Origin of the sequence: Desulfosporosinus nitroreducens (genome assembly GCF_023897015.1) — a bacterium.
GTDB lineage: Bacteria > Bacillota > Desulfitobacteriia > Desulfitobacteriales > Desulfitobacteriaceae > Desulfosporosinus > Desulfosporosinus nitroreducens.
In genome coordinates this window covers 11,975-38,166 of the sequence record NZ_JAMHFY010000017.1, presented here as the reverse complement: position 1 = coordinate 38,166, position 26,192 = coordinate 11,975, and the positions used below count along the sequence as shown (strand labels likewise).

22 protein-coding genes and 1 pseudogene are annotated in these 26,192 nt (G+C 42.5%); 3 read left to right on the top strand and 20 right to left on the bottom strand.

Features of this window, described 5'->3' with window-relative positions; translation table 11 throughout:
* Nucleotides 1-105 precede the first annotated feature (105 nt).
* From M8E35_RS17300 to M8E35_RS17255, 10 genes are all read right to left on the bottom strand, one after another.
* Nucleotides 106-3,189, bottom strand: a complete 3,084-nt coding sequence (locus M8E35_RS17300; protein WP_252470591.1) for an efflux RND transporter permease subunit — start codon at nt 3,187-3,189, stop codon at nt 106-108.
* 13 nt (nt 3,190-3,202) lie between these two features.
* Nucleotides 3,203-4,456, bottom strand: a complete 1,254-nt coding sequence (locus M8E35_RS17295; RefSeq protein ID WP_252470589.1) for an efflux RND transporter periplasmic adaptor subunit — start codon at nt 4,454-4,456, stop codon at nt 3,203-3,205.
* A 344-nt stretch (nt 4,457-4,800) separates the two neighbouring features.
* A complete protein-coding gene (locus M8E35_RS17290; RefSeq protein ID WP_252470587.1) occupies nt 4,801-5,517 on the bottom strand; it encodes a DUF2705 family protein in 717 nt (238 codons plus the stop codon).
* Nucleotides 5,517-6,467, bottom strand: a complete 951-nt coding sequence (locus tag M8E35_RS17285; RefSeq protein WP_252470585.1) for an ABC transporter ATP-binding protein — start codon at nt 6,465-6,467, stop codon at nt 5,517-5,519. The genes M8E35_RS17290 and M8E35_RS17285 overlap by 1 nt, the downstream gene beginning before the upstream one ends.
* 462 nt (nt 6,468-6,929) lie before the next feature.
* Nucleotides 6,930-7,967, bottom strand: coding sequence for a sensor histidine kinase (locus M8E35_RS17280; protein ID WP_252470583.1), 1,038 nt, complete (start codon nt 7,965-7,967; stop codon nt 6,930-6,932).
* A gap of 8 nt (nt 7,968-7,975) precedes the next feature.
* Nucleotides 7,976-8,650, bottom strand: a complete 675-nt coding sequence (locus tag M8E35_RS17275; RefSeq protein WP_252470581.1) for a response regulator transcription factor — start codon at nt 8,648-8,650, stop codon at nt 7,976-7,978.
* Nucleotides 8,651-8,740: 90 nt separating this feature from the next.
* Nucleotides 8,741-9,607 (bottom strand): diguanylate cyclase, encoded by an 867-nt coding sequence (locus M8E35_RS17270; RefSeq protein WP_252470579.1) that lies wholly within the window; start codon nt 9,605-9,607, stop codon nt 8,741-8,743.
* Nucleotides 9,604-9,942: a hypothetical protein gene (locus M8E35_RS17265; RefSeq protein ID WP_229246236.1), complete on the bottom strand. Its 339-nt coding sequence runs from the start codon at nt 9,940-9,942 to the stop codon at nt 9,604-9,606. Before M8E35_RS17265 ends, M8E35_RS17270 begins: the two co-directional genes overlap by 4 nt.
* A gap of 69 nt (nt 9,943-10,011) precedes the next feature.
* Nucleotides 10,012-11,109 carry an HD-GYP domain-containing protein gene (locus M8E35_RS17260; protein ID WP_252470577.1) on the bottom strand — a complete coding sequence of 366 codons (1,098 nt, stop codon included), beginning with the start codon at nt 11,107-11,109 and terminating at the stop codon, nt 10,012-10,014.
* A gap of 298 nt (nt 11,110-11,407) precedes the next feature.
* Entirely contained in the window at nt 11,408-11,761 is a 354-nt protein-coding gene (locus M8E35_RS17255; RefSeq protein WP_289710893.1) for a S1 family peptidase, read from the bottom strand.
* A gap of 247 nt (nt 11,762-12,008) precedes the next feature.
* On the opposite strand from M8E35_RS17255, the pseudogene M8E35_RS17250 reads away from it, so the two are divergent.
* Together M8E35_RS17250 and M8E35_RS17245 are read left to right on the top strand one after the other, a co-directional pair.
* Nucleotides 12,009-13,319, top strand: a pseudogene (locus M8E35_RS17250) (FAD-binding oxidoreductase); the annotation flags it as partial.
* 180 nt (nt 13,320-13,499) lie between these two features.
* Nucleotides 13,500-15,275: a multicopper oxidase family protein gene (locus tag M8E35_RS17245; protein ID WP_252470771.1), complete on the top strand. Its 1,776-nt coding sequence runs from the start codon at nt 13,500-13,502 to the stop codon at nt 15,273-15,275.
* 154 nt (nt 15,276-15,429) lie between these two features.
* Here M8E35_RS17245 and M8E35_RS17240 read toward each other — a convergent pair whose 3' ends face one another.
* The 10 genes from M8E35_RS17240 to M8E35_RS17195 form a co-directional block, all read right to left on the bottom strand.
* On the bottom strand, nt 15,430-17,709 hold the full coding sequence (locus tag M8E35_RS17240) for a CDC48 family AAA ATPase (protein WP_252470573.1): 2,280 nt from the start codon (nt 17,707-17,709) through the stop codon (nt 15,430-15,432).
* Nucleotides 17,619-18,698, bottom strand: a complete 1,080-nt coding sequence (locus M8E35_RS17235) for a gas vesicle protein (RefSeq protein WP_252470571.1) — start codon at nt 18,696-18,698, stop codon at nt 17,619-17,621. Before M8E35_RS17235 ends, M8E35_RS17240 begins: the two co-directional genes overlap by 91 nt.
* Nucleotides 18,661-19,044 carry a hypothetical protein gene (locus tag M8E35_RS17230; protein WP_252470569.1) on the bottom strand — a complete coding sequence of 128 codons (384 nt, stop codon included), beginning with the start codon at nt 19,042-19,044 and terminating at the stop codon, nt 18,661-18,663. Before M8E35_RS17230 ends, M8E35_RS17235 begins: the two co-directional genes overlap by 38 nt.
* A complete protein-coding gene (locus tag M8E35_RS17225; RefSeq protein WP_252470567.1) occupies nt 19,022-20,275 on the bottom strand; it encodes a GvpL/GvpF family gas vesicle protein in 1,254 nt (417 codons plus the stop codon). The genes M8E35_RS17230 and M8E35_RS17225 overlap by 23 nt, the downstream gene beginning before the upstream one ends.
* 148 nt (nt 20,276-20,423) lie before the next feature.
* Complete coding sequence (gvpK, locus tag M8E35_RS17220) at nt 20,424-20,738, bottom strand: gas vesicle protein GvpK (protein ID WP_252470565.1); 315 nt, start codon at nt 20,736-20,738, stop codon at nt 20,424-20,426.
* Between the two features lie 25 nt (nt 20,739-20,763).
* Nucleotides 20,764-21,240 (bottom strand): hypothetical protein, encoded by a 477-nt coding sequence (locus M8E35_RS17215; RefSeq protein WP_252470564.1) that lies wholly within the window; start codon nt 21,238-21,240, stop codon nt 20,764-20,766.
* Nucleotides 21,241-21,287: 47 nt separating this feature from the next.
* Nucleotides 21,288-21,698, bottom strand: a complete 411-nt coding sequence (locus tag M8E35_RS17210) for a gas vesicle protein (RefSeq protein ID WP_289710892.1) — start codon at nt 21,696-21,698, stop codon at nt 21,288-21,290.
* Between the two features lie 28 nt (nt 21,699-21,726).
* Nucleotides 21,727-22,635: a GvpL/GvpF family gas vesicle protein gene (locus tag M8E35_RS17205; protein ID WP_252470562.1), complete on the bottom strand. Its 909-nt coding sequence runs from the start codon at nt 22,633-22,635 to the stop codon at nt 21,727-21,729.
* Nucleotides 22,636-22,686: 51 nt separating this feature from the next.
* Complete coding sequence (locus M8E35_RS17200; protein ID WP_252470560.1) at nt 22,687-23,115, bottom strand: MarR family winged helix-turn-helix transcriptional regulator; 429 nt, start codon at nt 23,113-23,115, stop codon at nt 22,687-22,689.
* Nucleotides 23,116-23,728: 613 nt separating this feature from the next.
* Nucleotides 23,729-24,664 (bottom strand): bifunctional helix-turn-helix transcriptional regulator/GNAT family N-acetyltransferase, encoded by a 936-nt coding sequence (locus M8E35_RS17195; RefSeq protein ID WP_252470558.1) that lies wholly within the window; start codon nt 24,662-24,664, stop codon nt 23,729-23,731.
* 333 nt (nt 24,665-24,997) lie between these two features.
* Here M8E35_RS17195 and M8E35_RS17190 point away from each other — a divergent pair, with 333 nt between their 5' ends.
* Complete coding sequence (locus tag M8E35_RS17190; protein WP_252470556.1) at nt 24,998-26,158, top strand: BMP family lipoprotein; 1,161 nt, start codon at nt 24,998-25,000, stop codon at nt 26,156-26,158.
* Nucleotides 26,159-26,192 lie beyond the last annotated feature (34 nt).

Here is a 26,192-nt window from a genome sequence, read left to right as displayed (position 1 = left end):
TGATTTAAATAAATTGTATCTATTTAAAAATACCAAGCAAAATCAATCACTAGAGCGTTATAGCAGGTTTGATTTAAATCAAACCTGCTCAGTTTAGCTTACCATTTACAATTGTGCATTTAACGGTTGCCCTACAACGGAAGGCGGTTTCTTGTGAAAAAACCCTTTGGCATCGTCCAACAGCGTATAAATTACAGGTACAACGATGAGTGTTAAAAAAGTTGATGTAATTAAGCCGCCAATAATGGCATAAGCCATAGGTGCGCGTCCTTCAGAGCCTAACCCTGTGGAAAGCGCTGTGGGAATCATACCGAATACCATCGCTAACGTCGTCATAATGATAGGCCTAAGTCGTGTAGAAGACGCCTGTAGCAGCGCTTCATTGCGCTCCTCTCCCTCGGACAGCTTTTGCTTGGCATAGTCAACTAATAAAATCGCATTTTTGGTGACCAGACCCATCAACATAATAATACCAATCATGGCCATCATACTTAAATTGCTGCCGCTAAGGAACAGGGCCAACAGGGCTCCGATGATACCGAAGGGCAAAGCCAAGACAATCGCCAAGGGATCAATAAAACTTTCAAACAGAGCGGCAAGGATCAAGTAAATGAACAGAATTCCCATCAAAAGTGCCTGCATTAAGCCGGGGATAGCTTCTGCCATCATTTCCTGATCTCCTCCGCTAACTTGGCTCACTCCAGCGGGCATCTTCGTGTCATTTTTTAAGGCTGTGTTAAACTGTGTATTCAACTGAGTTGCCGAAACTCCGGAGGCATTGGCCGTTACCACAATCTCTCGAGCTTTATCATACCTACTAATGGTCGTAGAGCCCGTGGCGAAAACTTGCTTTGTAACCTGATCGAGAGGAACCATACTGTTATTTGAACCAGGCACATAAATCCCTTTTAAACTGTCAAAGTCCTTCCTCTGATCATCCTGGAGCAACACTTTAACGTCAAAACGATCTTTCTCTGTTTCATACTGGGTTACGAGAGAACCATTAAAGAGTGTTCCCAAGGTATTGGCCACGACAAGAGGACTCACCCCTAAATCAGCGGCCTTATCACGATCCACTTCAATTATTGCTTCTGCTTTTCCAGTTTTATAGCTTATACTTACATCAACAGCCCCGGGAATTTTCTTTAAAACTTTCTCGGCTTGCATTGAATAGTCTAAAAGCTGATTAAAGTCATCCCCAGTAAAATGAATTTCGGTAGCCCATACTTCCCCCAAAGTTGAACCAATCGTCATAGAAACGCTAATTCCCGGAATCTGAATTAAACTCTCTCTCATTTTACTGGCTGCTTCACTTAAGGTCTCTTTTCTGGCATTCTTGTCTGGAAGCTGCACGCTAATGTTGATGCTGCTGGGTGTAACAGTGGAGTACAGGTACACTACTCCAGGATACTTACTAAGAATACTTTCCATTCTTTTGGTTGTTTCTGCAGCGCTATCCAGTGTTGTCCCTCCATCTGTCGTCGCTGCTATTGTGATCTTTCCATTGTCTGAGGAATCTAAAAAACTAATATTAATGAAGTTAAGAAGGAGTAAACTGCCGAAGAACATTGCCGAGGCAATAGCTATGGTTTTAATTCTGTGTTTCAGGGTTACCCTGAGAAGTCTTGTATAGACTCTGGCAAGTTTAACAAACAAGTGATTGAACCATATTAAGAATTTCCCTAGGGGACCGTGTTTTTTATCTAATTCCTCGTTTTCCCTTTTTATATATTTAGATGCCATCAACGGGACTAATGTAAAGGATACAAATAAAGAAATCAAGACGCTGACAGCAACCGTTAGACCAAATTCCTTGAAGTAGGCCCCGATCAATCCATCAACCATGGTAATGGGGAGAAAGACAGCAACTATGGTAAACGTGGTAGCCGTCACGGCCAGCCCAATCTCACTCGTCCCGTCTTTCGCTGCTTGGATGGCGGATTTACCCATTTTTAAGTGACGCACAATGTTCTCAACGACGACAATGGCATCATCAATCAGCAATCCAACTGATAAGGAGAGGCCCATTAAGGACATAGTGTTGAGTGAAAAATTCATCAGTTTCATAGCGGCAAAGGTAGTGATAATCGAGGTAGGCAGTGAAATTGCACTGATTGCCGTGCTTCCCCCATTCCGCAGGAAGAGGAAAACCACGAGAACCGCCAGAATACAACCTTCCAACAAGGTTTTCTGAACTTCAGCCACGGAGGCCCGTATGACCTGGGAATTGTCATTGACAATATCAATTTTCACATCTTTAGGCAGTGAGGTTTGAATCGTTGCAATTTTTGCTTTAAGATCATCCGCTACTTGGGTGGTGTTTTCTCCGGATTGTTTAACGATATCAATACCAATCGATTCCGCACCCTTATAATAAGATAAACTGTCCCGATCCTTAATAGTATCTTCCACTTGGGCAATATCTTTGATTCTAAGTTCAGTACCGTTACGATTGGCGACTAAAATATTCAAGAAATCATTAACTTCTTTGACCGTACCATTCGTTCTGATGGAAACTTCTTTATCATTGTTGGAAACTTTTCCACTGGACCTATCTATGTTGTCACTTTGCAGGCTCTGGGTGATTTCCGCAGTGGTCACATTAAGAGACGCCATTTTTTCTTTATCGAGTTTGATATGTATTTCCCTGACTTGCGCACCATAGGTGGTAACCGATCCAACCCCTTTAACCGTATTTAGTTTTTTGGTGATGTCATCTTCGACTACTTGTGATAAGTCCTTGTTGGAAAGAGGGCTGGTGACCACGAAGGATATAATGGGCCTTGCTGCAAAGTCAAATTTTTGAATAATGGGTTCCTCGATATCCTGCGGCAAAGTGCCCCGAATACCGCTTAGTTTGTCTTTGATATCTTGGGCTGCCACATTGACTTCTGTTCCAGAATTAAACTCAATGACGGTCTGGGAAACCCCTTCCGAAATGCTGGAGGTAATGTGTTTCACTCCCGAAATTTGTCCGACAGATTCCTCGACTCTTTTCGTCACTTTCGATTCAATCTGTTCTGCTGAAGTTCCCGGCAAGGAAATGGCAACCGCTATATAAGGAATCTCGATCTCAGGGTTTTCGTTGATGGGTAGTCCTATATAGCTCATAGCACCCACTGCAAGCATAGCAATAATGATTACAGTGGCAAATACAGGCCTTTTCAGGCTGATATCTGTTAAAAACATAAATCTTGTCCTCCTATTCCGTTACCACTGAAACCGCATCGCCATCCTGCAGTGTATTCACATTGGTAATGATGACGCTGTCACCATTCTTTACGCCGTCTTTGATCTCCACTAAGCCGTTTGTGATTTGCCCAATACTGACAATGCGTTTACGGGCAACCCCTTTATCATTCACAAACACTGTATAATTTCCTGGATTTCCACTCAAGGCTTCTGTTGTCACAGCAATCATTTCTGATGTCTGGTCACCTACAATATTCACGCTGGCATAAATGCCCGGTTTCAGTGTCTGATCGAGATTAGCAACCTCAACTTTGCATTTAAAAACTCTTGATGTAGCATCGGCAGAGGCTTCAAGAGTTTTTATAATTCCGTCATAGTATTTGATATCAGTACTTCCAACTTTGACTTTGGCACTCTGGCCTACTTTAAGAGAACTTATATCGTTTTGGTCTACTTCAATTACCGCATAGATTGGTGATATAGTCTTAACTTTTCCTAAGGCAACTCCTAGGTTGGCATATTGTCCTAGACTAACACTTTTCTCATCTATGATCCCAGTAAGGGGCGCAGTGATGGTCGTATCCGCCAGCGAATTTGCAAGAATTTTTAAATCAACCTGTGCTGCAGTCATATTCGCTTGTGCTGTTTTAATACTGGCTTGTGCTGTTTCGATATTGGCTTTTGCCGATTCCAGGTCGCTTTTTGCATTACTTACCGTTGTTTCAGCACTTTCCAGTTCAACCTTGGAAATAGCCCCGCCGTCAAAAAGCTCTTTCGTTCTGTCATAGGTACGCACTGCATTGTCTACACTCAGTTGCATTTTCTGCAATCCGGTTTGTGAAGAAACTAATTGACTCTCAGAGGATTTTACTTGACTTTCTGAGGCTTTCAGCTTGGCCTGAGAAGAAGCTATATTGTTTTTAATGTCCTGATCATCCAATTTAATCAGTGGGTCCCCTTGGGTTACATTTTGACCATTTTCAAACATCACTTGAACTACCTTACCACCGACCTTGCCACTTACAATACCCTCTTCAGAGGCTTCTAATGATGCCTTATATGAAACGGTTGCTTGCTTAATCACATTCTCTGCCACACTAACTTTGACATAAACTTTATTTGGAGCAGTTGCGATTGTCTTTTCCGTCTTTCCCATGAAGGTTGTAACTCCTGTACCAGCTAAAATTAGTACAATGACAATTGTCAGAAGTTTGTGTTTTGTCATTGTAAATCCCCTAACAGCTGGGCCTATTTTTTTAAACAAGATAAATCCCCCTCATATAATTCGGTTTGTACTCATATATCCGGTCACCTATTTTTCTCTGAGCGAACATCCTCCGGGGACGGTTCATTCACCCTCATCACCGTAAGTGAGTGCCCTTGACCGGATCAATATGGAATCCACCTTTTGCAACAAAGCGAAGAAATTCATTGCCATGCTTCGATTCCAATCGAGGCATGTGTGTATTCGCCTGGGGTTATACGTTGAAAAGCTTGGAGAATGGGTCGGTATTATGATAGCTTATCGTCAAGCCCGAACTTGTGAGCAATGGTTAAAAAGTTATTGCTCCTTATCAGGAGCGGTATGCTTACGAGAAATCAGTGCGTTTATTGTTGCTCAGCAAATCTCCACCAAGCAAATGTTCCAACTATTCCGGCTATTCCCGTAGAAGCAAGAATAATTATGCTACTCAAATTAAGGAACCCGGTGCTTTGAAATACCGAGGGGATTGTCCAGGGGAAATAAGGGGCAAATCCCATAGAGGCCAACACGTTTGAGAAAATTACGATGACCAAGATGAGTCCCAAGGGCGCCAAGTATCCTTTGCTAATATTTGCCAGAAAGGTGCCTGGTGTGGTAACCACAATAAACAATAGGGATGTTATAATAAATCTAAAGAAAACATCCCCAATAAGGGCATCTGACCAGCCCGTAACCCCCAGAACACCACCTGCGGCGAGGGCAACGACAAACATAAAGAGAGCAAGCAATAGGTCCCAGGCTAAAATAACCAGCAATTTGGACATGACAATCTGTGATCTGGATACGGGCTTGGAAAGCAAATCCTTAATCGTTTTATCTGAAAACTCTCGACCAAATACCCAGGCAGAGATAAATGTGTATCCGATAAGTCCCAGGGCGGCGAGACCACTAAGCAATTCTGTTAAATACATTTGCCAATTGATATCACCCGTGTTACTGGATAAAATAGTTCCAACTCCCATCATGATTGGCCCAAATGCAAAAACAAGAAACACCAGCCCAAACACATTAGAGCGGATAATCTTACGAATTTCACAATGTAGAACAGACAAAATATTCATTAGATATTCCCCCTTACCATACCAATTGTCCGAAGAAAGTAGCCTTCCAGATCCTCCGTAATTACTCGAAGCAGGGTTGGCGGTTGATTAGATTTAACGAGGAGTTCGGCCAACCGTTCAGGACTCTCAAGTGCATGGCCATCGGTTAATTTGAGATGACCATCCATTGTTTCCTCAAATTCATAGCCCTGTTCTTTAAGCACACTCTTTAGGGCATTTTTGTCCCGTCCATCCAACACTAAATTTTTCTGCAACGATTGTTCCAGCTTAGCCATTTCGATTTCCTGAATAAGGTGACCGTTGTGAATAATCCCAAGGCGTGTAGCAACTTTTGCGAGTTCTTCCAGCAGATGGCTGGATATAAAAATAGTAACGCCAAAATTTTTCGCTAAATCATATAACATATTCCGTATCTCAGCCACTCCTGCCGGATCAAGACCATTTATCGGTTCATCCAGGATCATGATTTCCGGGTTGTGGATCATGGCTTTGGCAAGTCCCAAGCGCTGTTTGTTTCCTAAAGAAAGCTGCTTCGCCTTTTTCTTTTCGTGCGGCTCAAGCCCCAACTTACAGATAACCCGATTGACGGACTCTTTGTCAGATACCCCTTGCATCCGGCGTGCGATGTCAAGATTTTCAATTAGGGTTAAATCAGGATAAAAAGTAGCTTCCTCCAAATACCCAACCTTATCCCATAATTTATAGTTTCCGGCATGGACCTTTTCGCCCAACATGTAGAGCTTGCCGGAGGTTGGCCTGAGCATCCCTAAGAGGGTTTTTATGGTCGTTGTCTTTCCTGCACCATTCAGCCCCAGAAATCCAAAAATCTCTCCTCGGTTCACTTCCAGAGACAGATTGTTCAAGGCTTTATATTCGCCAAAATTCTTGTGCAAACTCTCAATTTGGATTGCTTTTGTGCCACGGTTTTTTTGCTTTGAAATTATATTCATAGTCTGTAACTCCTTTCATTTTGTAGTTTTATGCTAACAATCTAATATCAACTCAACCTCAACTAGTATTAGAAAACTTGGCTGGCACCCACGAAGACACTGTCTTCCCACGTGTTGACATACGGAGAAGCCTCCGGCGCAAGCGACCGCCAAAGTCGCACTTATGCTTCCAGACGACGAAAACACTGTCTTCGCACGTATTAGCCCTTCTTGCAGTATGCAACGAAAAGTTATACTTTCTGATAGGCCCCCATGCCATAACGACACCATCAGATAATAAAAAGAGAGTGCTCCCGGGTCGGGAAGCTTCGTCGCCCAAGCTTTGCTTTTGGGGTTGGGGCATTCTTCTGATTGCTTTTTGGGGATATCTTTCAGGATAGCAAAAGACAAAAGTGCCTGCCAAGGGATGATTTATCCCTTGGCAGGCACTTTTATACTCCAAGCATTATGATTAAAACAGCTTTAGCTGCGCATATTATCCATCGGCATCCCCAAAGGCAAGAAAACAGTGAAGGCGCTACCTTTTCCCAAACTACTTTCGACTTCTATATGTCCGCTGCAGAGGCCGACAATTTTTTTAACCAACGTCAGTCCAAGTCCATTCCCAATAGTTGTGTGGGATGTATCCCCTTGATAAAACTTGTCAAAGAGATGTTGTTTCGTTTCCTCGTCCATTCCCTGGCCATTATCCCGCAAACAAAACCGTATTGATGAATTGATGCGTCTTAAACTGACTTGCAATTTTCCACCGTTATCTGTGAATTTGATAGCGTTATCCAAGAGGTTTACCCATATTTGTTGGAGCAGGGATGCATTGTTATAAATGGTTATACTCTCCAAATCCACATCTACTGACAGATTTTTAGCGCTCCATTTGGGTTCCAATATAAGTATAGCGCGGCGAATTTGCTCATCCAGCGCATAAACCTCTTTCTCACTAATGATCTCCGTAGTTTCCACCTTTGATAAATTCAGGACATTTGTGGAAAGGTCAGCCAATCTTTGGGACTCTTGAATGATTATATCTAAATATTCCTGCGCTTCTTCATTGGTTAAACCGCCCTCTTTCAAAAGTTTGGCAAAGCCCTTAATCGAAACAATCGGCGTTTTAAACTCATGGGAAAAATTATTGATAAAATCAAGACGTAACATTTCAATTCCTGCAAGGTCCCGCACCATTATATTAAAACTCGCGGCAAGGCTCTCCAGCTCTGGAATGTTGCTGCCTTTAACCGTAACCGAAAAATCCCCTTTAGCTACATCTTCAATGGCTTCAATCAGATTACGGACAGGCTTAACCATCCACCTGCTTAGAAGAGCGGTGATAGAAGTTCCAATCGATACGCTTACTAGCAACAAGGCAAAAAATCCAAAAAAACCATTTGCCAAAAATCTACTGCCAAAAATATAGTCCAGTAAATATGTACCTAATCTACCAATCACAACAGACAAAGCCATAACAAAAAAGACAAATACAACCAGTGAAACAGCGAGACTCATTCTTCTTTTTATGGTTGCTTCACCGCCTTATATCCTAGTCCGCGTACAGTAACGATCTCAAAATCAGGGTTATCTTTAAATTTGTCGCGCAGCCTGCCCATATGGACATTCAGGGTATGCTCATCTGTTTCTGTATTAAGTCCCCATATTTCATCCATTAATTGCAGGCGGGTAAAAATCATATTTGGATAACTCATCAATTTGAAGAGTAAATAGAATTCTTTCTGGGGAAGGGTAATTGTATCTTCACCATGAGTGACGGTAAGCGTATTATAATCCAAAGTGGTGCCGCCGATGGTTAATCTGTGCTCATTGACAATTTGCGCCCGACGTAGTAATGCCTTTATGCGAAATAGCATTTCCTGCTCGTCAAAGGGCTTTGTCATGTAATCGTCTGTGCCTACAAGGAAGCCTCTATGTTTATCCTTAATTTCTTGTTGTGCTGTAATCATCAAGATAGGAATATTTTCTCCTACATCGCGTAATTCTTGGCAAAGTTGATAGCCGCTCATCCTTGGCATCATCAAATCCAAGATAATCAAATCAAAATATTGCCTTTCCATCATACTTAAAGCGTCGAGGCCATCTTTTGCCGCCAAAGCATTGTACCCTCCCCGCTTTAGGACAGCGCAGATCAGTTTTTGTGTGTTGGTGTCATCTTCGACTACCAAAATATTGAACATAAATTCACCTCCTATTCAGGCTCTACTCTACCATTCTAAAATCAACTGAACCTATTGAGAGTAGTCATAATATGTCCTTGAATTTTCTTCCTAGGCGATTTCATCTCCAACCTGAATTTCTGCCATGGAAAGTGTTGCGTTAGTCTTTTTAGCTTCTGTTGACCTTAGACTCGCAATATTTATCAGTTGCTCCATTGTGTGCCATGGATCATCAGCACGTTCTTCATGCCGCCGTCCCCCAATTACTCCTGCTGAAATACTTATCTCTATTCCGCAAGTAAAGCTGTGCCGGCCTATAATATCCGCCAGATGGTAAGCTAATGCGGCACCTGTGTCCAAGTGTGCTGGTAATAAAACAGCAAATTCATCTCCTCCAAAACGGCACAAAAAGGCCTCCGAAGGAGCATTTTCTCTTAAGAGTTTGCTCACTTCGATTAAAATATTGTCCCCTACTGTATGACCGAAAGTTTTATCGATTAAACCGAAATTGTTTATGTCAAAAAAAAGAATACTGATTTCTTGCTTATTTTCAAGTAGTCGAACACCATGATAATATATGTAATCACTCTTATAAAGACCAGTCAATGAATCAATATGAGATCCTAGTTGAATCTCGAGCAGGTTTCGAGGTAGAATACCGGATAATATACCTTTTTCCTCTACTAAGAAGACATCTAGACCAGTCTCGTCAAAGAGTTCTTTGGCTTGCCAAAGCGGTATTTCAGCAGAAACTGTGACCGGTTTTCCTCTCATAGCATCTGCAATGATTCGGTTGGGATGTGTTCTCAGGAGCTCCTTGTAAGTTATTACTCCCACCAGATTACCATCATCCATTACCGGACAACAACCATTTTCAATTTCAGATAATAATGTCCTTATCTTTGAAACTCCATCCAATACATCCACTGTGTAGAATTCTTTAGAGTAAATATGTTCAACTCGCCTAATATTTATCATAAATCAATCGATTTGCTGATGTGTACAGTTATATTGACATGAGCTTTGATAATCGTAGTTTCATCAACAATCTTCCCTCCTTCCTCTAAAATGAACTCACATAATTTTTCTTCGGGGATCATGTTCATCAGAGCATTGCGTACTACTATGGCTTCTATGACTGGGTGATCAACTTTAATGATCTTATACTGATCTGGGCTGAGGACATCAACCATCCTCTTTAATGCCTCAGGTCCTATAGGTGCATTACGACCCACAATGACAACGTCTTGCATAGGAGGCATTTCAAATTCAGTCAGATTCATTTGGATTTCCGCTTTTTTGGCTTCTTTCATGACGTTCGCGTTAACCTCCGATTTTTTTGATTAATATAACTAGTTTGTCCAAAACAGTCTTTTGATAGTTCATCCCACTTCTTTAAACTCTACATGCCCAATAAAACGAGTTAAATCATGCATCAAATCTATATATGTCTCTTTATTAAGAAATCTACCATTACTATCAAATAAAAGACGAATAAGAGGTCGCGTTGGAAGTTGCAAGGGCACTGCCGCAATCACTCCCACTTCTCTCGTATTGAGGGTAACAATAGCATTTTCAGGATATAAAACCAGGGACTCTCTAAAAGCTTGTACGACTATCGGGTTAAAGTCCTTCCCTGACCAGGACAGAATCATTTCGAGAGCATGGTACGGTGGTAAGCCTTTGCGATATGGCCTGTCGGCAGTTAATGCTTCATAAACATCCGTGACGGCTAATATTTGAGCATCAAAATGAATATTGTTCTCCATTAATCCGTATGGATAACCCTTTCCATTCCAACGCTCATGATGGTTTTTGACAGTCGCCAGCACACTAGGTAATAAATGGGTATTCTTCAGCATTTCTACTCCCAACAGAGGGTGTTGCTTCATAATAACAAACTCTTCTTCTGTCAAACTACCTTGTTTGTTCAAGATTTCCTTTGGCACCCTCAACTTTCCTAAGTCATGAAGCAACGCCCCCAAGGTCAAATATTTGAGTCTCTTCTCTTTATATCCTAAACGCATTCCGGTAATTGTTGCTAATAAAGCAACATTTAGGCTATGCACAAACGTTCCATAATCATGTTGTTTGAAGTTCTCTAAGTCTAATTGCAATACATCTAAACCCAGATAGACATTTATAGGTTTAAGCTCTTTTAGAATAGTTTCTACGAGCACAACAGTTTTTTCAATTTGCTCAGGTCGAATAAGCTTCGCTTCATGGTAAATACCCCATAAAGATCCCACTAATTCTATGTATACATCTTTTGGAAAAGCTTTCGTCATCTCAGACGGACGACTTATGTTTTCCTGTTTTCTCCAAACGTAAACTTCTCGCTTCTGCAGTAGATCCTTTATCCCTTTCGTAATCAGCTGTCCTTTGCGCAGTAACAGAACTCCTAAGCCATCAAAAAAATCCACACCCGCTGTCATCCCGATTATCGAATTTGGTTCTAACCGTTCTAAGAACCAATTCATGTCGCTTTCCCTTCCTTCCATATACACTACTTGTAACTCTTTAATCCTTATATTGTCGAAATTAAATCTGTTGCGAAGAAGGAAACCGAGACCTCTCTATGTTTCTTACTGCAAGCATTCACTTAATATCGACTTACTGCTTTATGTTACACCACTACAATTGATAATCCCACAAATTTTGTTCGACATATTTTGCACATAATGTCCCGGACACCTACACCAAAAATCTGCACAAATTCGTATTGATTGAACCCGCTTTGAAGTGAAATAAACCAATGATGGGTGATATCCGAGATAATTATTCCGACGGCAAAACCTGAACAGGAATTGCTAAGGCCCGAAGTTCTGATTCGCCATTTATTTCAATATTAGTGCTGGCAAAGATAATACCTACCACCTTGGCCTGATTATCTATGACCGGACTACCGCTATTGCCAGGATTAATAGGTATATTGATATCGAAAACCTGGGTCAGGATATTTTCTATATTATAAAATTGACCTACTTTACCTCTCTGAGAGATCTTCTCAAAGCCCAAAGGGTTGCCGATAATGGTCACGCTTTCGCCACTTTGTATCCTGTCTTTTATGATTCTTGCAACAGTAGCAATCTTAAGTAAACAAGCATATTCTATTCTGGGTTTGAATACCAAAGCGTTTTGGGCAACCAGCAGCGGTTAAGGTTAAATAATGCAAATAGTAATTGTTTGTTCTTCCCCGCTTTTGAAATGGCATCGCCTTCCAGCTCTACTATCCTAATTTCTTATTTGGATCTAAATGCCATTCAACTGTCCTCGACACTGAAAACCCTTGTCCAGGGTTCCAGACCCTCGTTTTGGTCAAGAGATTGACCGTATTAGCTACTGAATAATTTATACAGAAGTATTTAACTGAGAGGATGTGCTTATCTTGGAACAAGAAGGATTAACAGGTAAGGTTATATGGCCTTTTGATCCAGAGTATGAACATGCCAGACAAGAGTACAACAGAGCTATAGATGAATATCCTCTAGCAATTGTCTATTGCTCTCATAATCAGGATGTTGCCAATGCCATTCTTTGGTCAGAAAAAAATCAAGTAAAACTTCGCATTCGTTCAGGGGGACACAACTACGAAGGCTATTCAACCGGAACAGAGAAACTGGTAATCGACACGACACTAATGAATCATATAGAAATAGATACTCTTAATGACGTAGTAAAGGTACAAGCAGGAGCTAGGCTTAGAAAATTATATGCAATACTATATGAATACGGATATGCATTTCCGGGCGGTACTTGTCCTACAGTAGCAATTTCCGGATTGGTTTTAGGTGGAGGAATAGGTTTATCTACCCGCTACTTGGGACTTACCATTGACAGCTTGATTGAAGCAGAAATGGTGGATGCCAAAGGTAATATATTAATAGCTAATCACAACTGCAATCCAGATTTGTTTTGGGCATTACAAGGAGCAGGCGGAGGAAATTTCGGGGTTGTCACGTCCTTCACATTCACCTTAAAAAAGAAAATAGATAAAATAACCCTTATTCAACTGAAGTGGAACAACAATCAACCTGCTAGGCTCAGCTTTTTGAGTGTATGGCAAGAATGGTTAGAAGATTTGGATAGAAGAATGAGTGCATTCGGCAGAGTATATAAACAAGGGGCATTAATGTATGCTTTCTTCTATGGAAAGCCCGATGAAGCCAGAAGACTATTAGAGCCTATCCTAAGTATACCGGGGATTACGTTTGAAAATATCGAGTATGTTGATTTTATTGATGCTGTAAGCACCATAGGAAACACATATCCGAAAAGTGAGAAATTCACGGACACAGGAAGATTTATGTATGAGCATCTTCCCGACCATGAATTATGTGAAATCATAGAAATAATCGATAAGGCCCCTACGGATTACAATTCCTTTGTTAAAGTTTATTCATTAGGCGGAGCAGTAGGTGATGTTATGAAGAATAATACTGCTTTTTATTATAGGAAGGCAAACTATATTATGGCCATTTCGTCAAGCTGGGAAGAGAATGATGAAGCGCCAATCAACAAGGAATGGGTAGCAGAGGGTTTTTTATATATTAAGAAGCTTACTTTAGGTTCATATGTGAACTTTCCGTATAGTAAACTAAAGGATTACCCAATGGCTTATTATGGTCAATACGTGAACGTTTTGCAAGACATCAAGACTAAGTATGATCCAAGTAATGTATTCAATTTCCCTCAAAGTATCCATCCTTCACAAAACCCAGCTACGGAATTATTCACTGCTGACCTAAAGCCCCCCTTCTCTGTTAACAGTGAAGAAGATAAGTCAGCAGATGAGGTTGAAAGCGACCCAGAGGAAACTCATTTAAATGGAGCCGGAAGTTTAGCGCCAAATCCCCTTGATCCGACAACTATTCCGAAGTTTGTAAACCAATTTTTTGTCCCGCCTGTCTTTATGCCAAGAGTTGTTAAGCACCCGATTAGCGGTAAAATAAAAAGCCACGACTATAAGGTGACAGTCAGCCAGTTCACCCAGCAAATTCTACCGGAAGGTTTTCCTGAAACAACCGTATGGGGCTATGGGGGCAAAGTCAGAATTCCTGAAACAGATGAGATCATACCTGATTTCAAGTCTACACCTAGTCCAACCTTTGAAGCCAAAAGACACATTCCCATCAATGTGCAATGGATTAACAACCTGACCGAACCCCATCCGTTGGCTGTAGATCCTACTCTTCATTGGGCTAACCCCAATAAAATGGAAATGCCTATGCCCCCCTTCCCACCGTTTCCGCCAGGATTTCCTTTAGCCCAAAGTCCCGTGCCTATGGTGCCCCACTTGCACGGCGGAGAAACTGAGCCATCATCTGATGGGTTCCCCGAAGCATGGTTTACCGCCGGGGAAGCCATAACCGGACCAACCTTTGTTAAATCACGGTATCATTACGCTAATGAGCAGGAACCGACGACTTTATGGTATCATGACCATTCGATAGGCATGACCCGACTTAATGTCATGATGGGACTCGCCGGTTTCTATTTATTACGCGACCCTCAAAATCACCTCGATGAAAAGCATTCCGTGCTGCCGCAGGGCAAATATGAGATACCCATGGTCATCCAAGACAGATCCTTCTTTGACGATGGCTCCTTGGCGTATCCCAGTAATGGACTCGTTCCGAATGTTCATCCCTACTGGATACCAGGGTTTTTAGGTAATACGATTATGGTAAATGGCAAGGTATGGCCCAATTTGGATGTCGAACCCAGGCAATACCGTTTTCGAATTTTGAACGGATCCAATGATCGTTTCTATAATATGGCCTTCTCAAATCAGATGCCATTTGTGCAAATTGGCACAGATGGTGGCTACCTGCCGAAACCTGTTCAGCTCGACGCCTTGCTCATTGCGCCTAGCGAAAGAGTTGACATCCTTATAGACTTCTCCCAGCTAACACCGGGCACTAAATTAATTATGACTAATACTGCCAATGCTCCGTTCCCTAATGGGAATCCACCTGATCCCCAGACAACAGGCCAAATTATGCAGTTTACTGTGCTGAACAAGCCCGCTGTCGTACCCCCACCATTGCCAAAAATCTTGAATATTCTATACCCACTCAAACGTGACAGAAAAAAACGAACCCTGACTCTTAATCTGGTTCTAGGCCCCACGGGACCCTTAGAATTTCTGCTGGACGGTCAGAAATGGCATATGCCTACCTCCGAACTACCCTTAGTAGGATCTACCGAGGACTGGCAAATCGTCAACCTAACGGGAGGGGCTCATCCGATTCACATCCACTTAATTCAGTTCCGGTTGATCAGTCGTCAGGGCTTTTTGGTTAACAAATATAGGAGCGATTGGTTAGCCCTAAACGGTGAGCCTCCGTTTGAGCATCTAACTAAAGTGTTACCCGTGGAACCTTACCTCCTGGATGGACCAATTAACCCACCCGCTCATGAAGATGGCTGGAAAGATACCATTCAAGCCTATCCCGGACAAGTAACTACGATCAGGATCCGATTCGCGCCTCAAGCCGAGGTGGTCTCAATCCCCGGCCTTAATCAATTTCCCTTCAATCCTGCCGCGGAGCCAGGTTATGTTTGGCACTGCCATATTCTCGACCACGAAGACAATGATATGATGCGTCCCTATAAAGTCAGGAATCCGCTGGAAGATTGTTAGCTGCTGTTACTCTCTGTAGACAATACAATAATAGTTCAGATTGGAGACTAGGTTTATCCAGTCCTCAATCTGAACTATTGGCATTACAAGTACCACTACGAAAAAAAATGTCTTTTTAGCTTTGGTATTCTTCAAGCCTTCCGAGTAACTTTTCTTATTGCTCCCGAAGAATACGGACTGCATTATTTATTGCCGTATGCATATCCTCTGCACTAATCACCAAATTATCCAGGCAATCCTCACCACTTGTGATAAACCTATCCATAGCCATCAGCGCTGCTTTTTCACATATGCCGTAAATATCAGAACCGGCAACCCCGGCAGTATGACCTGCCAGTTCTTCGATATTCACTCCCTCAGCCACGGGCCTGCCTCTCAGATGAATTTTAAAGATCTCATATCTCTCCAACTCATCAGGTGCAGAAATTTGAAAGATGTGATCAAACCTGCCCTGTCTCAAGAGGGCAGGGTCTACTAGGTCTATCCGGTTGGTGGCAGCCAGGACAACAACGCCTTTCAGTTCTTCTACCCCATCAAGTTCGGTCAGCAACTGACTGATAACCCTTTGACCCACACCTGAATCAGAGGCCCCCGAATCCCTGGCACTCGTCATGGCATCAATCTCATCGAAAAATATTATACAAGGAGCAGCCTGCTTCGCCTTTTTAAAGATTTCTCTCAATCTCTTTTCTGACTCACCCACCCATTTAGTAAAAAGGGCCGGACCTTTAACTGAAATGAAGTTTGCGTTGCTCACAGAGGCCACGGCCTTAGCGATGAGGGTCTTACCAGTCCCGGGAGGTCCTGCTAATAAAATACCTTTCGGATTTCGACTCTTTACATGGTCGAAAAGTTCTCTATATTTAAGCGGCCACTCAATTGCTTTCTTCAGTGCTTCCTTTATCTCACTTAACCCACCTATATCCTCCCACATTACATTTGGAACCTCAACAAATACCTCACGGATGGCAGAAGGCTCGATCTCCCTCATGGCACAGGTAAAATGGTCCATGTTGACCCCCAGCCTAAGTAAGCTCTCCTTGGGTATAAAGTTCCGGTGAAAATCTATTTCCGGAAGAATCTCTCGGACAGCAAACATCCCTGCTTCCCGACATAAAGCCTCCAGATCTGCTCCGACAAATCCATGTGTGATCTCAGCAAGCTTTCCTAAATCAACGTCCTTCGCCAGAAGCATTCCCCTTGTATGAATTTCAAGAATTTCTCTCCTTCCGCCTTTATCAGGTACACTGATGGAGATTTCCCTGTCGAACCTGCCCGGTCTCCTCAGGGCCGGGTCTAAGGCATCAGGAATATTCGTCGCCCCAATAACCACCACCTGCTTGCGTTTTTCCAGTCCGTCCATCATCGCTAAAAGCTGGCCGACAACCCTCTTCTCGAGCTCTCCGGATACCTCAGTCCGTTTTGGCGCAAGCGCATCAATTTCATCAATGAAGATGATGGCAGGCGCCTTACTGGCAGCTTCCTCGAACACACCCCGTAATTTGGCCTCACTCTCTCCATAAAACTTATGAATGATTTCAGGTCCGTTTACTGCAATGAAATGGGCCTCGGTTTCCGAGGCTATAGCCCGGGCAATCAAGGTTTTACCCGTTCCCGGAGGGCCGTAAAGCAATACACCTTTGGGAGGAGCTATCCCAATCTGTTCAAATATCTCCGGAAATCTGAAGGGAAGCTCGATCATTTCCCGTACTCGCTGTAGTTTAGGATGAAGTCCTCCGATATCCTCATAAGCAATTCGGACTCTACCTTTCCGCTCATCGGCAGTACTTTCAATTTCCAATGCTGTACAAGCATGGATCAGTACAACCTCACCTGGAGACGTCTTAGTCACTATAAAATCCGCAGATTTTGAGCCAAAAAGTGCGACCCGGACCCGGTTGCCTTGCCTCACAGGCAAACCTTCCAGCAATTTGCCTATATATTCGGTATCCCATCTCTGATTGGGGTTACAGTCTTCACTGATTGGAGATAAAGTAACAGAACGGGCTATAGTGCATGTGCTTTTTCCCACAACCACTTCGTCATCAATGCCGACCCCAGCATTAGCGCGCAGGATTCCATCGATCTGGAGAATCGATTTACCTCGGTATTCCTTATGGGCTGGCAGGACCTTGGCAGCGGCATCCTCTTTGCCGAAGATAGAAATAATATCACCAACCTCTACACCTAACAAGCTGATATCCTCCGGATCCATTCTTGCAATACCACGTCCCACTTCTCTGGCCCCAGCTTCTTGTACTCTCAGGGAGATTTTAGTTTCCTGACTGAAATACACGCCTGTCATCCCGGTTTGCTCCCCCTTCATGCTTATAAACTTTCCCCTTATTGTATCCTGTGACTCACCCAACCGCACCGTGAACAGCCGTTTACGAGCAAATCTGCTCTGGTTGCTTTTCTCCCGCACCTGGGACATGTTTCCATCCCTCTTCCGGCTTCATGCTCCTTGGTCAGTTCTCCAATCACTTTCTCCCATTCCCGCAGGGAAGCTTCATTGAATGAAAAGCAGACCACTTTATTTTCTTTTCCCTCTTTATATAATACAATCAGAGACTTTTCCTCCACTGGTGCACTTCCAAACTGGACATTTTGCACGGTAACGTGTTGAAGCTTTTCAGAAGGAATCTCCAAAAGCAGCTTTCTTTCAAAATCATACCACCAACAGAGCCTCTTATTCGTGAGATATAAGTGTCCCGGTTTCCATTGGTAGCGCGTGTTTCCATCCGCCAAAAAGGAGACCTGATGCCACATCTGGCCCGAATGATGCACCTCCTCCTCCTGCTCTAGAAAGTCGCCCGGCACTTCTTTTTTATCCGGGAAGGCAAGATTCTCTGCCAGGCTTAGTCCCTTTGCTTTAATGGCGTCTTCCAAGACTTTTCTCAAGGCCTCGGAATCTTTTGTGTGCAGCTGAGCTACGTCGTCTTCCCTTAACAGGAGATGGAGCTCCTTACGCCTGCTGCCTGTGAAGTGATCCCTTTCCCGAAGAGCCATCGCCTTGATCTCTTCATAGTACACTTCAAATAAAACTTCAGAGGGCATTTTCCTGAACTGGATCAGCCTTTTATTGGTAATGTATAGTGTGCCTGCCCGCCAACTGTTATAGATCCCCTTGCTGTACCAGTGGGTTCCAAATACAGAAAAAATGATATATTCATCTTTCCCCAGGGCAGGCCTATCAATTTCTGTTTCTTTCATAGCCACAGCACGCTGGGCTTCATCCCAATCCTGCATGATACCGTATTCCAACATGGTTTCCATCCCTGCCAGGGCTAGTTTGAGATTAACACCCAAGAGGGGAATCCCGGCTACAGATATAATCAGGTCTGTATTTAACAGAATACCCTTGTCAAGGATTCTATCCAGCAGGTCATTCAGTGTTGCCTGGGAGCTCCGGGTTGGCTCCATTGTAACTCCACCTTTCGGCCAGCATAAGTGTCATACTTTCTTTAATCTCCTCAACCCATTTCTTGGGTTCTGCCAAGGTTATGTAGACTTGCTCCGTCTCAAGGCCAGCGCTGTAGCTAATACATAACTGTTTCACTCTCACCCCCAGCAGCCAGCTTCTTTTGGCAATGCTCATTTCTGTAATCTGATCCAGGCTGACTTCAAATAGCTTTTTAGCAATAGGGGTGAAAAATAGCCGTCGGTTAGTAAGGAAAAAATGGCCCTGCTTCCAGGAGGCTCCAAACTGTAAGTGGCCTTGAGCCTTTAAGATCATCTCTTCGCCACTATTCAGACTGGTCTTCTCCATTGCTTGTCACCCCCTTTTCAGGAGTGACAAAGCTGTAAGGCGCCCAGGGGCCACTAAATCTTACCGAAATACCATCGACGTTTTCAATCTTCTCCAGCTCATTTCCTAATTCGCCGACCCTGTCTTTTTTCACTAAACAAGACAGGTTCATCAGCATTTGCTGATTTCCCCCAACTTTTTTTGCCTTTCCTATGACAATGTCCTCTGTGTATTTTTTTATCCTGTGGTAAAACTCCCGGAAGTACTGATCAGCACTCTCCTCAACCTTTTCCTTCAACAGGTCCTTCAAAATTTCTTTCTCCATATAGGCAATTCCTTCCGGTTTAGTATCGATCTCTGCCTTTTTGATTCTCAGTTTTTCATCTGTTGCAATGAGTTTTTCACTTAAAATGCCTGTGTCCAGAATGACCTGAACTCCATATTCCTGCTTGTCCTTAAGAACAGACATCTTTACGCGAAAATTCTCATAATTTTTTTCCAGCCATTCCCTTACCCCTTGATCAGGATCACTTCCGTTCTTTCCCTCTACGATCATATCGAAGCTCATCGGAAGCACCACTCCAAACTTCTCCGCTACCGAATCCAGTACTTCCTGCTGGGTGAACAGCCATTCCTTTACTACGTTCTCATCCTCTGATTTGTAAGGCTCAGCTGAGCAGTCGTGAACAATAACACAGGTGTCTTTATAGGGAATTGTATAAACTTCCTTACCATCCAGACCTATTGGTCCCAGATGCTCCTTTATTCCTTGATCGGCTATACCATACACATACCGGGCAGGTTGTTTCTGCACAGTCTCTTTCTTTTTGTATCCAAAGGATTCATTCACTGTTTCTGGTCCTTTGTCTTCAAGATGCCCAACAGGATAGGTATTAACTACATGCTCAGGTTCGTCTGCCTCTTTCACCTTTTCTTTGTCCGCGTTAACTGCTAATGGTCCCGACTCCTCGTAGTTGGGGAATGTCTTCTTCTCATTAGCTTTTGTCAGAGAGTTTTCCAAAACCTCAAATCGTTTCTGCAAATAACTGATCTGCTGACCAAGAGAAGATTCCGCTGTTTTCTTGATCGTTTTCCGATTAACCGTTGTTAAAACGGACAATGCGGGGATCAAAAACTGAACTTTAGCCTCATCCGCCTCCATGTCCAAAACAGCAAAAATCCTTTGTATATTTGTTTCGTTAATCTCCTTGCCAAGCTCCTGGAGAAACATCGCTAGATATAGATACTCCATAATCAACCCTGCCTTTGCCTAAAGACTAATTCCAGTTGTCCTTTATCAATTCCAAGACACCCACTTTAAGTGGGTGTTCCTTATCTACTTTGGTGGGGGTTAGACTCCCCCACCAAAGTCTCGATGTTCAGCTTTAGCGTAAACGCGTTCACTGATCCGCTTCTTCCGCCCATCTCTCAGGATTTAGAAGCCGGTCTACAACACTATCTACAATTTCATCCAATCCATCTCTTACACCCTTTACCGATTCGGTAATTCCCTGTTCCTCTTTTATTTCTTCAATGGCTATATCGAGTTCCATTAAGGCCCTCCCTAATCTCTCCATCTCCTTATCCGCTAAAATCCCACTTTTCATTCTTTCGCGAGCTTGGTGTTTCAGAGAATCTCTAATAATCTCTACCAGAGCCATAATCAAGCCCAGTAAGCCGTGTTTCAAATTGTCCTCATTAATATCAATTGCCATGGCCACTCCCCCTCCTCCCTGGATTTTATCGGAGTTTATCTAGCCTGATACTTAAGATACCCGGCCTCTGCTCCACTTTCACTCGATCGCTTACTGTCAATGAGGGAGATACCTCAGAGATTATGACAATATGGTCATGTTCATCAAAGAGATCCAGGGCAGGTTTCCCTCCGAGTTCTGTCTGAAGTTGGTTAGCTTCTGTAAAATCCAGCAACCACCAATGAAAAAGCACCTTTTTTCCGGTAACGCGGTCAAGCCTGGATTCACAAAAATCCACCAAAGGCCTACCCAAAATGCTTACGGCTAGGGGATTTATTACCTCTCTCAGTCTGTATAAGACCTCCATGTTGTTAGAAGCATTAATAAGTTCAGTCAGTTCGGCAAGCCTAACGTGTCCATGACATCGGAAATGCCAGAATATTCTCCTGCTCTTCTCGTCCAGGGCCTCCATGAATAATCTGAACTCTTCTTTTTTAATAGGTCTCTTTCTCCTCTGCTCCATCCTGCCTCTCCTCCACGCCAAGTTCTACCGTTAATACTTTTAAAGCATTATCTTTGAAGCATAGGCGGTATGGACGCAGATATTCTCTGCATCTCTTCTATCTCTCTTTCTTTTAATTTCAGCTCAGCTTTGGCGCTGATCCAGCCGCACCAAGGACAACACTCAGTGAGTAACTCTTCTTTACTTACTTCCTTGCCGCACTGAGGGCATGTCTCCACACCGGCTTGTGCCACCCTCCACGCTTCAGTCTGGTAATCGGTACCAGAGGGAAATTCAAGGCCATACTTTGCTGCAGTTGCAAAAGAGGCCAGGGCGGCCCTAACCTTTACACCCAACAGCTCCACTCCGGCTACAGATACAGTAATATCTGCATTAATTACCAATCCTTTATCCAAAAGCCTGTCTATCACATCTACAAGAGACGACCTGTCATTTTTGTCCCGAACTGCTTCCATCATCTTAACGTCCTCTTTTCTTTAACTGGTTTTAATTCTTTCCGGTCCATCTTATAGGAAAGAGCATTCGTACCAAAGATCGCTCAAGATCTGAATTCTTCTTATCTTCAACAAAAGAATACGGAGGCCATGGCCCGCTAACAACCAAAGTAATCCCCTCTGGTTCAAGTTCAGCGGATAATTGGTGCAGCTTATGGTTGAAAGCAGGAAATAAGTTTTTTTCAACAAGGTAAGAAGCCTTAAAAAACAGCGAATTATCTACCTGCTCTTGATTGATAATTTCCACAGCCGCAATTGACTCCTGCTCGCTCGCATCTCGCAGGATCTCTACAATGTGTGGAATAATCCCCTCAAGACGTTTGTCCATTCGTTCCTTAATCAGGTTGTCTATTTTGCGTTGAATGAGAAAGGAAGCCTTGATTGACATAAAGGCAAGCATTTCTCTTCTTTCCCTGATTTCTGGAGTATTATCGATAATGAACTGTTTAAACTTTTCAAAACTCAAGTATGCCTTAACTCCCCACTCCTCTCGTCCTTTCAATCTTTCGAGCGCTCTCTCATACTCATGGTAATTGTCAGCCATATAAGCTATGATGTCTTCTTTTTTTCTCACAATTGAACAGAACCTTGCTGGTAGAAGAGCATTCTCTTTCATCAATCTCTCAACTATTTTTTCATGAGTTTGCGCTTTTTCCTCAATCCACTCCCTATCAATTTCTTCGCCTACAGCTGCTATTTGTGCTTTAAAAGTATCAAGTTCCACTTCGCTGACAACAGCAGTAAGGTTGCGATAATTTTTTAAAAAAAGATTGCCAATACCATCGATTCCCTTATGGTCTTCTATCACAGCTGTGCTGCCCTGCAGAATACAGTAAATATAATACCCTTTCTCCTTTGTTCCGGATTTTTGAGAGATATTACTTTTCTCCCTATAATTCATTATTCTCCGCCCCCTTCCTATGAACAGAAATGTTTTCCCGCTTTTTCCGTTTTAGACGTGAGAAACGAATTCTTCGATAATCTTGACAAAGCTGCTTACGCTCCCGTTTGGCATTACTTCCAGGATATTTTTAATAAGGCTGTATCTGTACTTAAGAATATCTTCGAGCAAATTATGTCCTTCCTGGGTAAGATTTAGTTCGATAACCCTGCGGTCATCTGAACGTCTTTCCCTGCTCAACAGCCCGCTAATAACCAGTTGATCAGTAAGATTACTTACGGTACTGAGAGTTACACACATTTTTTCATAAAGTTCAGTTAATGAAAGGCCAGGGTTAAAGTATACCTCGACAAGCAAAATAAAGCGGGCATTCGAAATGCCTTTTAAAATCAGATACTTCCGCGTTTTCTGATCCAAAAATAATTCTATCTGGCGGAGATTCCTCTCTAACTTTACCCAGTTTTCCTTACCTTCTATCACGTCCTCAAACCCTCTCTAAGCTTCGAATCTCTAATTATTCGATTTTAAAAGTAATTAGCATATAATCATTTATATTGAAAAGCTTTACTAAGTATTCATAGATTTCATAGCTTATTTACAATTACACAGAAAATCATCATGATATTGGAAGCAACGAAAATTAAATAACAAAAACCCCATAAACATTCAGTTACGGGGTTTAGTAGGTTCACATTTTTCTTCTGTCTTGGAGTATCACATAGAAGCGTTCTCCATTGCTGAATAGGCCTTCTGCAAAAAACGCTGGATTTTCTTCTTGGTTTAAGGTTTCAAATCAGCTTAAAGTTGCCCTTTGTGAGCAATCAGGTTTGTCAGAGCTTACACTGCGTCGGTATTTGGCTCAGTATCGAGATAAGGGCTTAATAAGTTAGGTTAGGATTAACTTTAGAGAATTTTATAAACTAATATTAAGAACAGCCGATGATGAGTGAACTGACCCCTGTCAAGCAGACAGGGGAAATAATGAATAATCCGAGGTGAATTAAGCCTCTGGGTTAGACTTGACAAGGGACCCCACATCAGATGTTCAATGGGTTGAGGGCTAAGGCTAAAGTGCTGACTTATTTAGGCATAATTATGGTAAATTTAACTCAAAGGTCTGCTCAATCAAATCCTTGCCCCATGCATGATTTTCATCCGCGGCCACTTTTCTGAATCCAGCTTTCAAGTACATTTTTATAGCTGTTTTTTGGTCTTCCGTGGTTACCAAAAATAAATTTTTATACCCCTTCTCTCTACAGTATTGCATGGCTTCATTCAACAGCTTTTTGCCAAGACCTATTCCTCGATATTTCGGATGAAGTATAAACCACCTAAGCTGAGCTTTTTCTCCCGAATGTCCGACGATTGCAATAGCTCCTATCATCTCTCCATCAACTTCGGCAAACCAAAACCTATCCTTCTGCGGACTATAGTTTTCAAAGAAGTTAGATAAGGTCTTACAAACATAGCCTTCAAAAACATGGTTATACCCACATTCTTGGGCATATATCCAACCATGCAGATGAATTAGCTGACCTACATCTCCAGGCATCAACTCGTAACGCAAGTTTATCTTTTCGTTTCTAGAAACAGAATCTCTTGACAGCGCACTTTCAATCGCTTGCATACCTTCAATAAGCCTTTTTTGGTTTTGCTCCTGTAATTGTACAATCATCTGATAGATATGTTGATCGGATTGATTATCCAGCTTTGAAAGCGTCTCTTTTCCATTATCAGTAAGATAAAGATAATACAACCGGCCATCCTCAGTGGACTGTACTCTATAAGTCAAATTGTGCTTATCAAAGCGTTTTATAATCCTGCTTAGATAGCCTGAGTCGATTCTTAGTTCCTCAATTAATTTTTTAGAAGTACAATTCTCCATATGCCCAATTTCGTACAATACACGAGCTTCTGACAGGGAAAAATCACTGTCAAGCATATGATGATCCAAAAGTCCAAGGATATTAGTGTAAAATCGGTTAAATCTTCGAATGGTATGAATCAATGGTGTATATGTTGAATTCATATGGTTGCCCCTCAATAGTTATTTCACTAAAAATAGCACACTTATCTGACTTAGTCAACCATTATTATATGACTTAGTCAAATAGTTTATATCCACGGAAACATACTAGAATGGGAGTACAGCATTCCCGCAATTGCGGCGGCTATCAGTACGATAAGTATCAAGACAATCCGTTTGGAAATAAAATTAGTCAAGCTAATCACCCCACCTTCTCCTATAGTTCGCAAAGCCAGACTTTATATAAACAATAGGAAAATAGTTGTAATTTATATAAGGGTTGTAAAATACATTTGGTAGTAACTATCATATCCAGATTATAGGAGGAGGAGTATAATGAAAAGGTTTTCGGCAATACTGATGGTTCTTTTTCTGTTTTGCATCACGATGGTTACTGGCTGCGGTGGTACAACTAGTGAAGGTGGTGCAACAAGCAAAGGCTTCGAAATCGCACTCATTACTGACAAAGGCAACATCGATGACAAGTCCTTTAACCAAGGCTCCTGGGAGGGCGTAGTTGCCTTTGCTGAGGAAAACAAAATTACTCACAAGTATTATAAGCCCGAGGAAGCGTCTGACGCAGGCTATCTTGCAGCTATTGATTTGGCTATAACCGGTGGCGCTAAGGTTATTGTAACACCGGGTTTTCTGTTTGAGGTTCCGATTTACGAAGCACAGACAAGGTACCCTGATGTAAAGTTTATCCTCTTAGATGGAACACCTCATACTGCTGATTACGCAACCTTTAAAACGAATGATAATGTTGCCAGCATTCTATACTCTGAAGAAGAGCCCGGTTATCTGGCCGGCTATGCCGCTGTTATGGACGGCATGAAAAAGCTTGGTTTTATGGGAGGTATGGCAGTTCCAGCTGTTCAAGCATTTGGCTATGGATATTTGCAGGGCGCCGAGGCTGCCGCGGTAAAATTAGACCTTCCTTCAGGTTCAGTTTCTGTTACTTATCATTATACTGGAGATTTTGCAGAAACTGATACCAATAAAGCAACAGCAAAAACCATGTATCAGGAAGGTACAGAGGTTATCTTTGCTTGCGGCGGTTCAGTAGGTAAAAGTGTCATGTCGGCCTCTGCTGAAGCAGGGAAAAAGGTTATCGGCGTTGACGTTGACCAGAGATATGACAGCGATACTATTATTACATCTGCGACCAAAGGTCTTGGAGCTTCTGTTAAACAAGTTCTTGAAACTATCTATAAAACCAACAGCTGGAGCACCTTCGCAGGAAAATCTACCTATTTCAATGCAACCAACAACGGTGTAGGTCTTCCAACAACGATAATTGGACAACAAGATGGCAATGCATTTGACAGATTCAAATCATTCACCAAAAACGACTATGACGCTATATATGCCTCCCTAGCTAAGGGTTCGATAGATCCCGTCCGTACCATCACGGTTGCTGATACTAACGGTTATGCAACAGCTAAGGAGCTTGTTTCCGGCCTCAAACTTTCAAAGGTTACCGTTGAGGTAAGATAATAATAATTATAGTTTTGCTGCCCACATATTGGCC

Excerpts from the sequence above, each read along its gene's own strand:
- M8E35_RS17300 (WP_252470591.1), bottom strand. The coding sequence starts at position 3,189 with ATGTTTTTAACAGATATCAGCCTGAAAAGGCCTGTATTTGCCACTGTA.
- M8E35_RS17290 (WP_252470587.1), bottom strand. The coding sequence starts at position 5,517 with ATGAATATTTTGTCTGTTCTACATTGTGAAATTCGTAAGATTATCCGC.
- M8E35_RS17285 (WP_252470585.1), bottom strand. The coding sequence starts at position 6,467 with ATGAATATAATTTCAAAGCAAAAAAACCGTGGCACAAAAGCAATCCAA.
- M8E35_RS17280 (WP_252470583.1), bottom strand. The coding sequence starts at position 7,967 with ATGAGTCTCGCTGTTTCACTGGTTGTATTTGTCTTTTTTGTTATGGCT.
- M8E35_RS17275 (WP_252470581.1), bottom strand. The coding sequence starts at position 8,650 with ATGTTCAATATTTTGGTAGTCGAAGATGACACCAACACACAAAAACTG.
- M8E35_RS17270 (WP_252470579.1), bottom strand. The coding sequence starts at position 9,607 with ATGATAAATATTAGGCGAGTTGAACATATTTACTCTAAAGAATTCTAC.
- M8E35_RS17265 (WP_229246236.1), bottom strand. The coding sequence starts at position 9,942 with ATGAAAGAAGCCAAAAAAGCGGAAATCCAAATGAATCTGACTGAATTT.
- M8E35_RS17260 (WP_252470577.1), bottom strand. The coding sequence starts at position 11,109 with ATGAATTGGTTCTTAGAACGGTTAGAACCAAATTCGATAATCGGGATG.
- M8E35_RS17240 (WP_252470573.1), bottom strand. The coding sequence starts at position 17,709 with ATGTCCCAGGTGCGGGAGAAAAGCAACCAGAGCAGATTTGCTCGTAAA.
- M8E35_RS17235 (WP_252470571.1), bottom strand. The coding sequence starts at position 18,698 with ATGGAGCCAACCCGGAGCTCCCAGGCAACACTGAATGACCTGCTGGAT.
- M8E35_RS17230 (WP_252470569.1), bottom strand. The coding sequence starts at position 19,044 with ATGGAGAAGACCAGTCTGAATAGTGGCGAAGAGATGATCTTAAAGGCT.
- M8E35_RS17225 (WP_252470567.1), bottom strand. The coding sequence starts at position 20,275 with ATGGAGTATCTATATCTAGCGATGTTTCTCCAGGAGCTTGGCAAGGAG.
- gvpK (WP_252470565.1), bottom strand. The coding sequence starts at position 20,738 with ATGGCAATTGATATTAATGAGGACAATTTGAAACACGGCTTACTGGGC.
- M8E35_RS17215 (WP_252470564.1), bottom strand. The coding sequence starts at position 21,240 with ATGGAGCAGAGGAGAAAGAGACCTATTAAAAAAGAAGAGTTCAGATTA.
- M8E35_RS17210 (WP_289710892.1), bottom strand. The coding sequence starts at position 21,698 with ATGATGGAAGCAGTTCGGGACAAAAATGACAGGTCGTCTCTTGTAGAT.
- M8E35_RS17205 (WP_252470562.1), bottom strand. The coding sequence starts at position 22,635 with ATGAATTATAGGGAGAAAAGTAATATCTCTCAAAAATCCGGAACAAAG.
- M8E35_RS17195 (WP_252470558.1), bottom strand. The coding sequence starts at position 24,664 with ATGAATTCAACATATACACCATTGATTCATACCATTCGAAGATTTAAC.
- M8E35_RS17190 (WP_252470556.1), top strand. The coding sequence starts at position 24,998 with ATGAAAAGGTTTTCGGCAATACTGATGGTTCTTTTTCTGTTTTGCATC.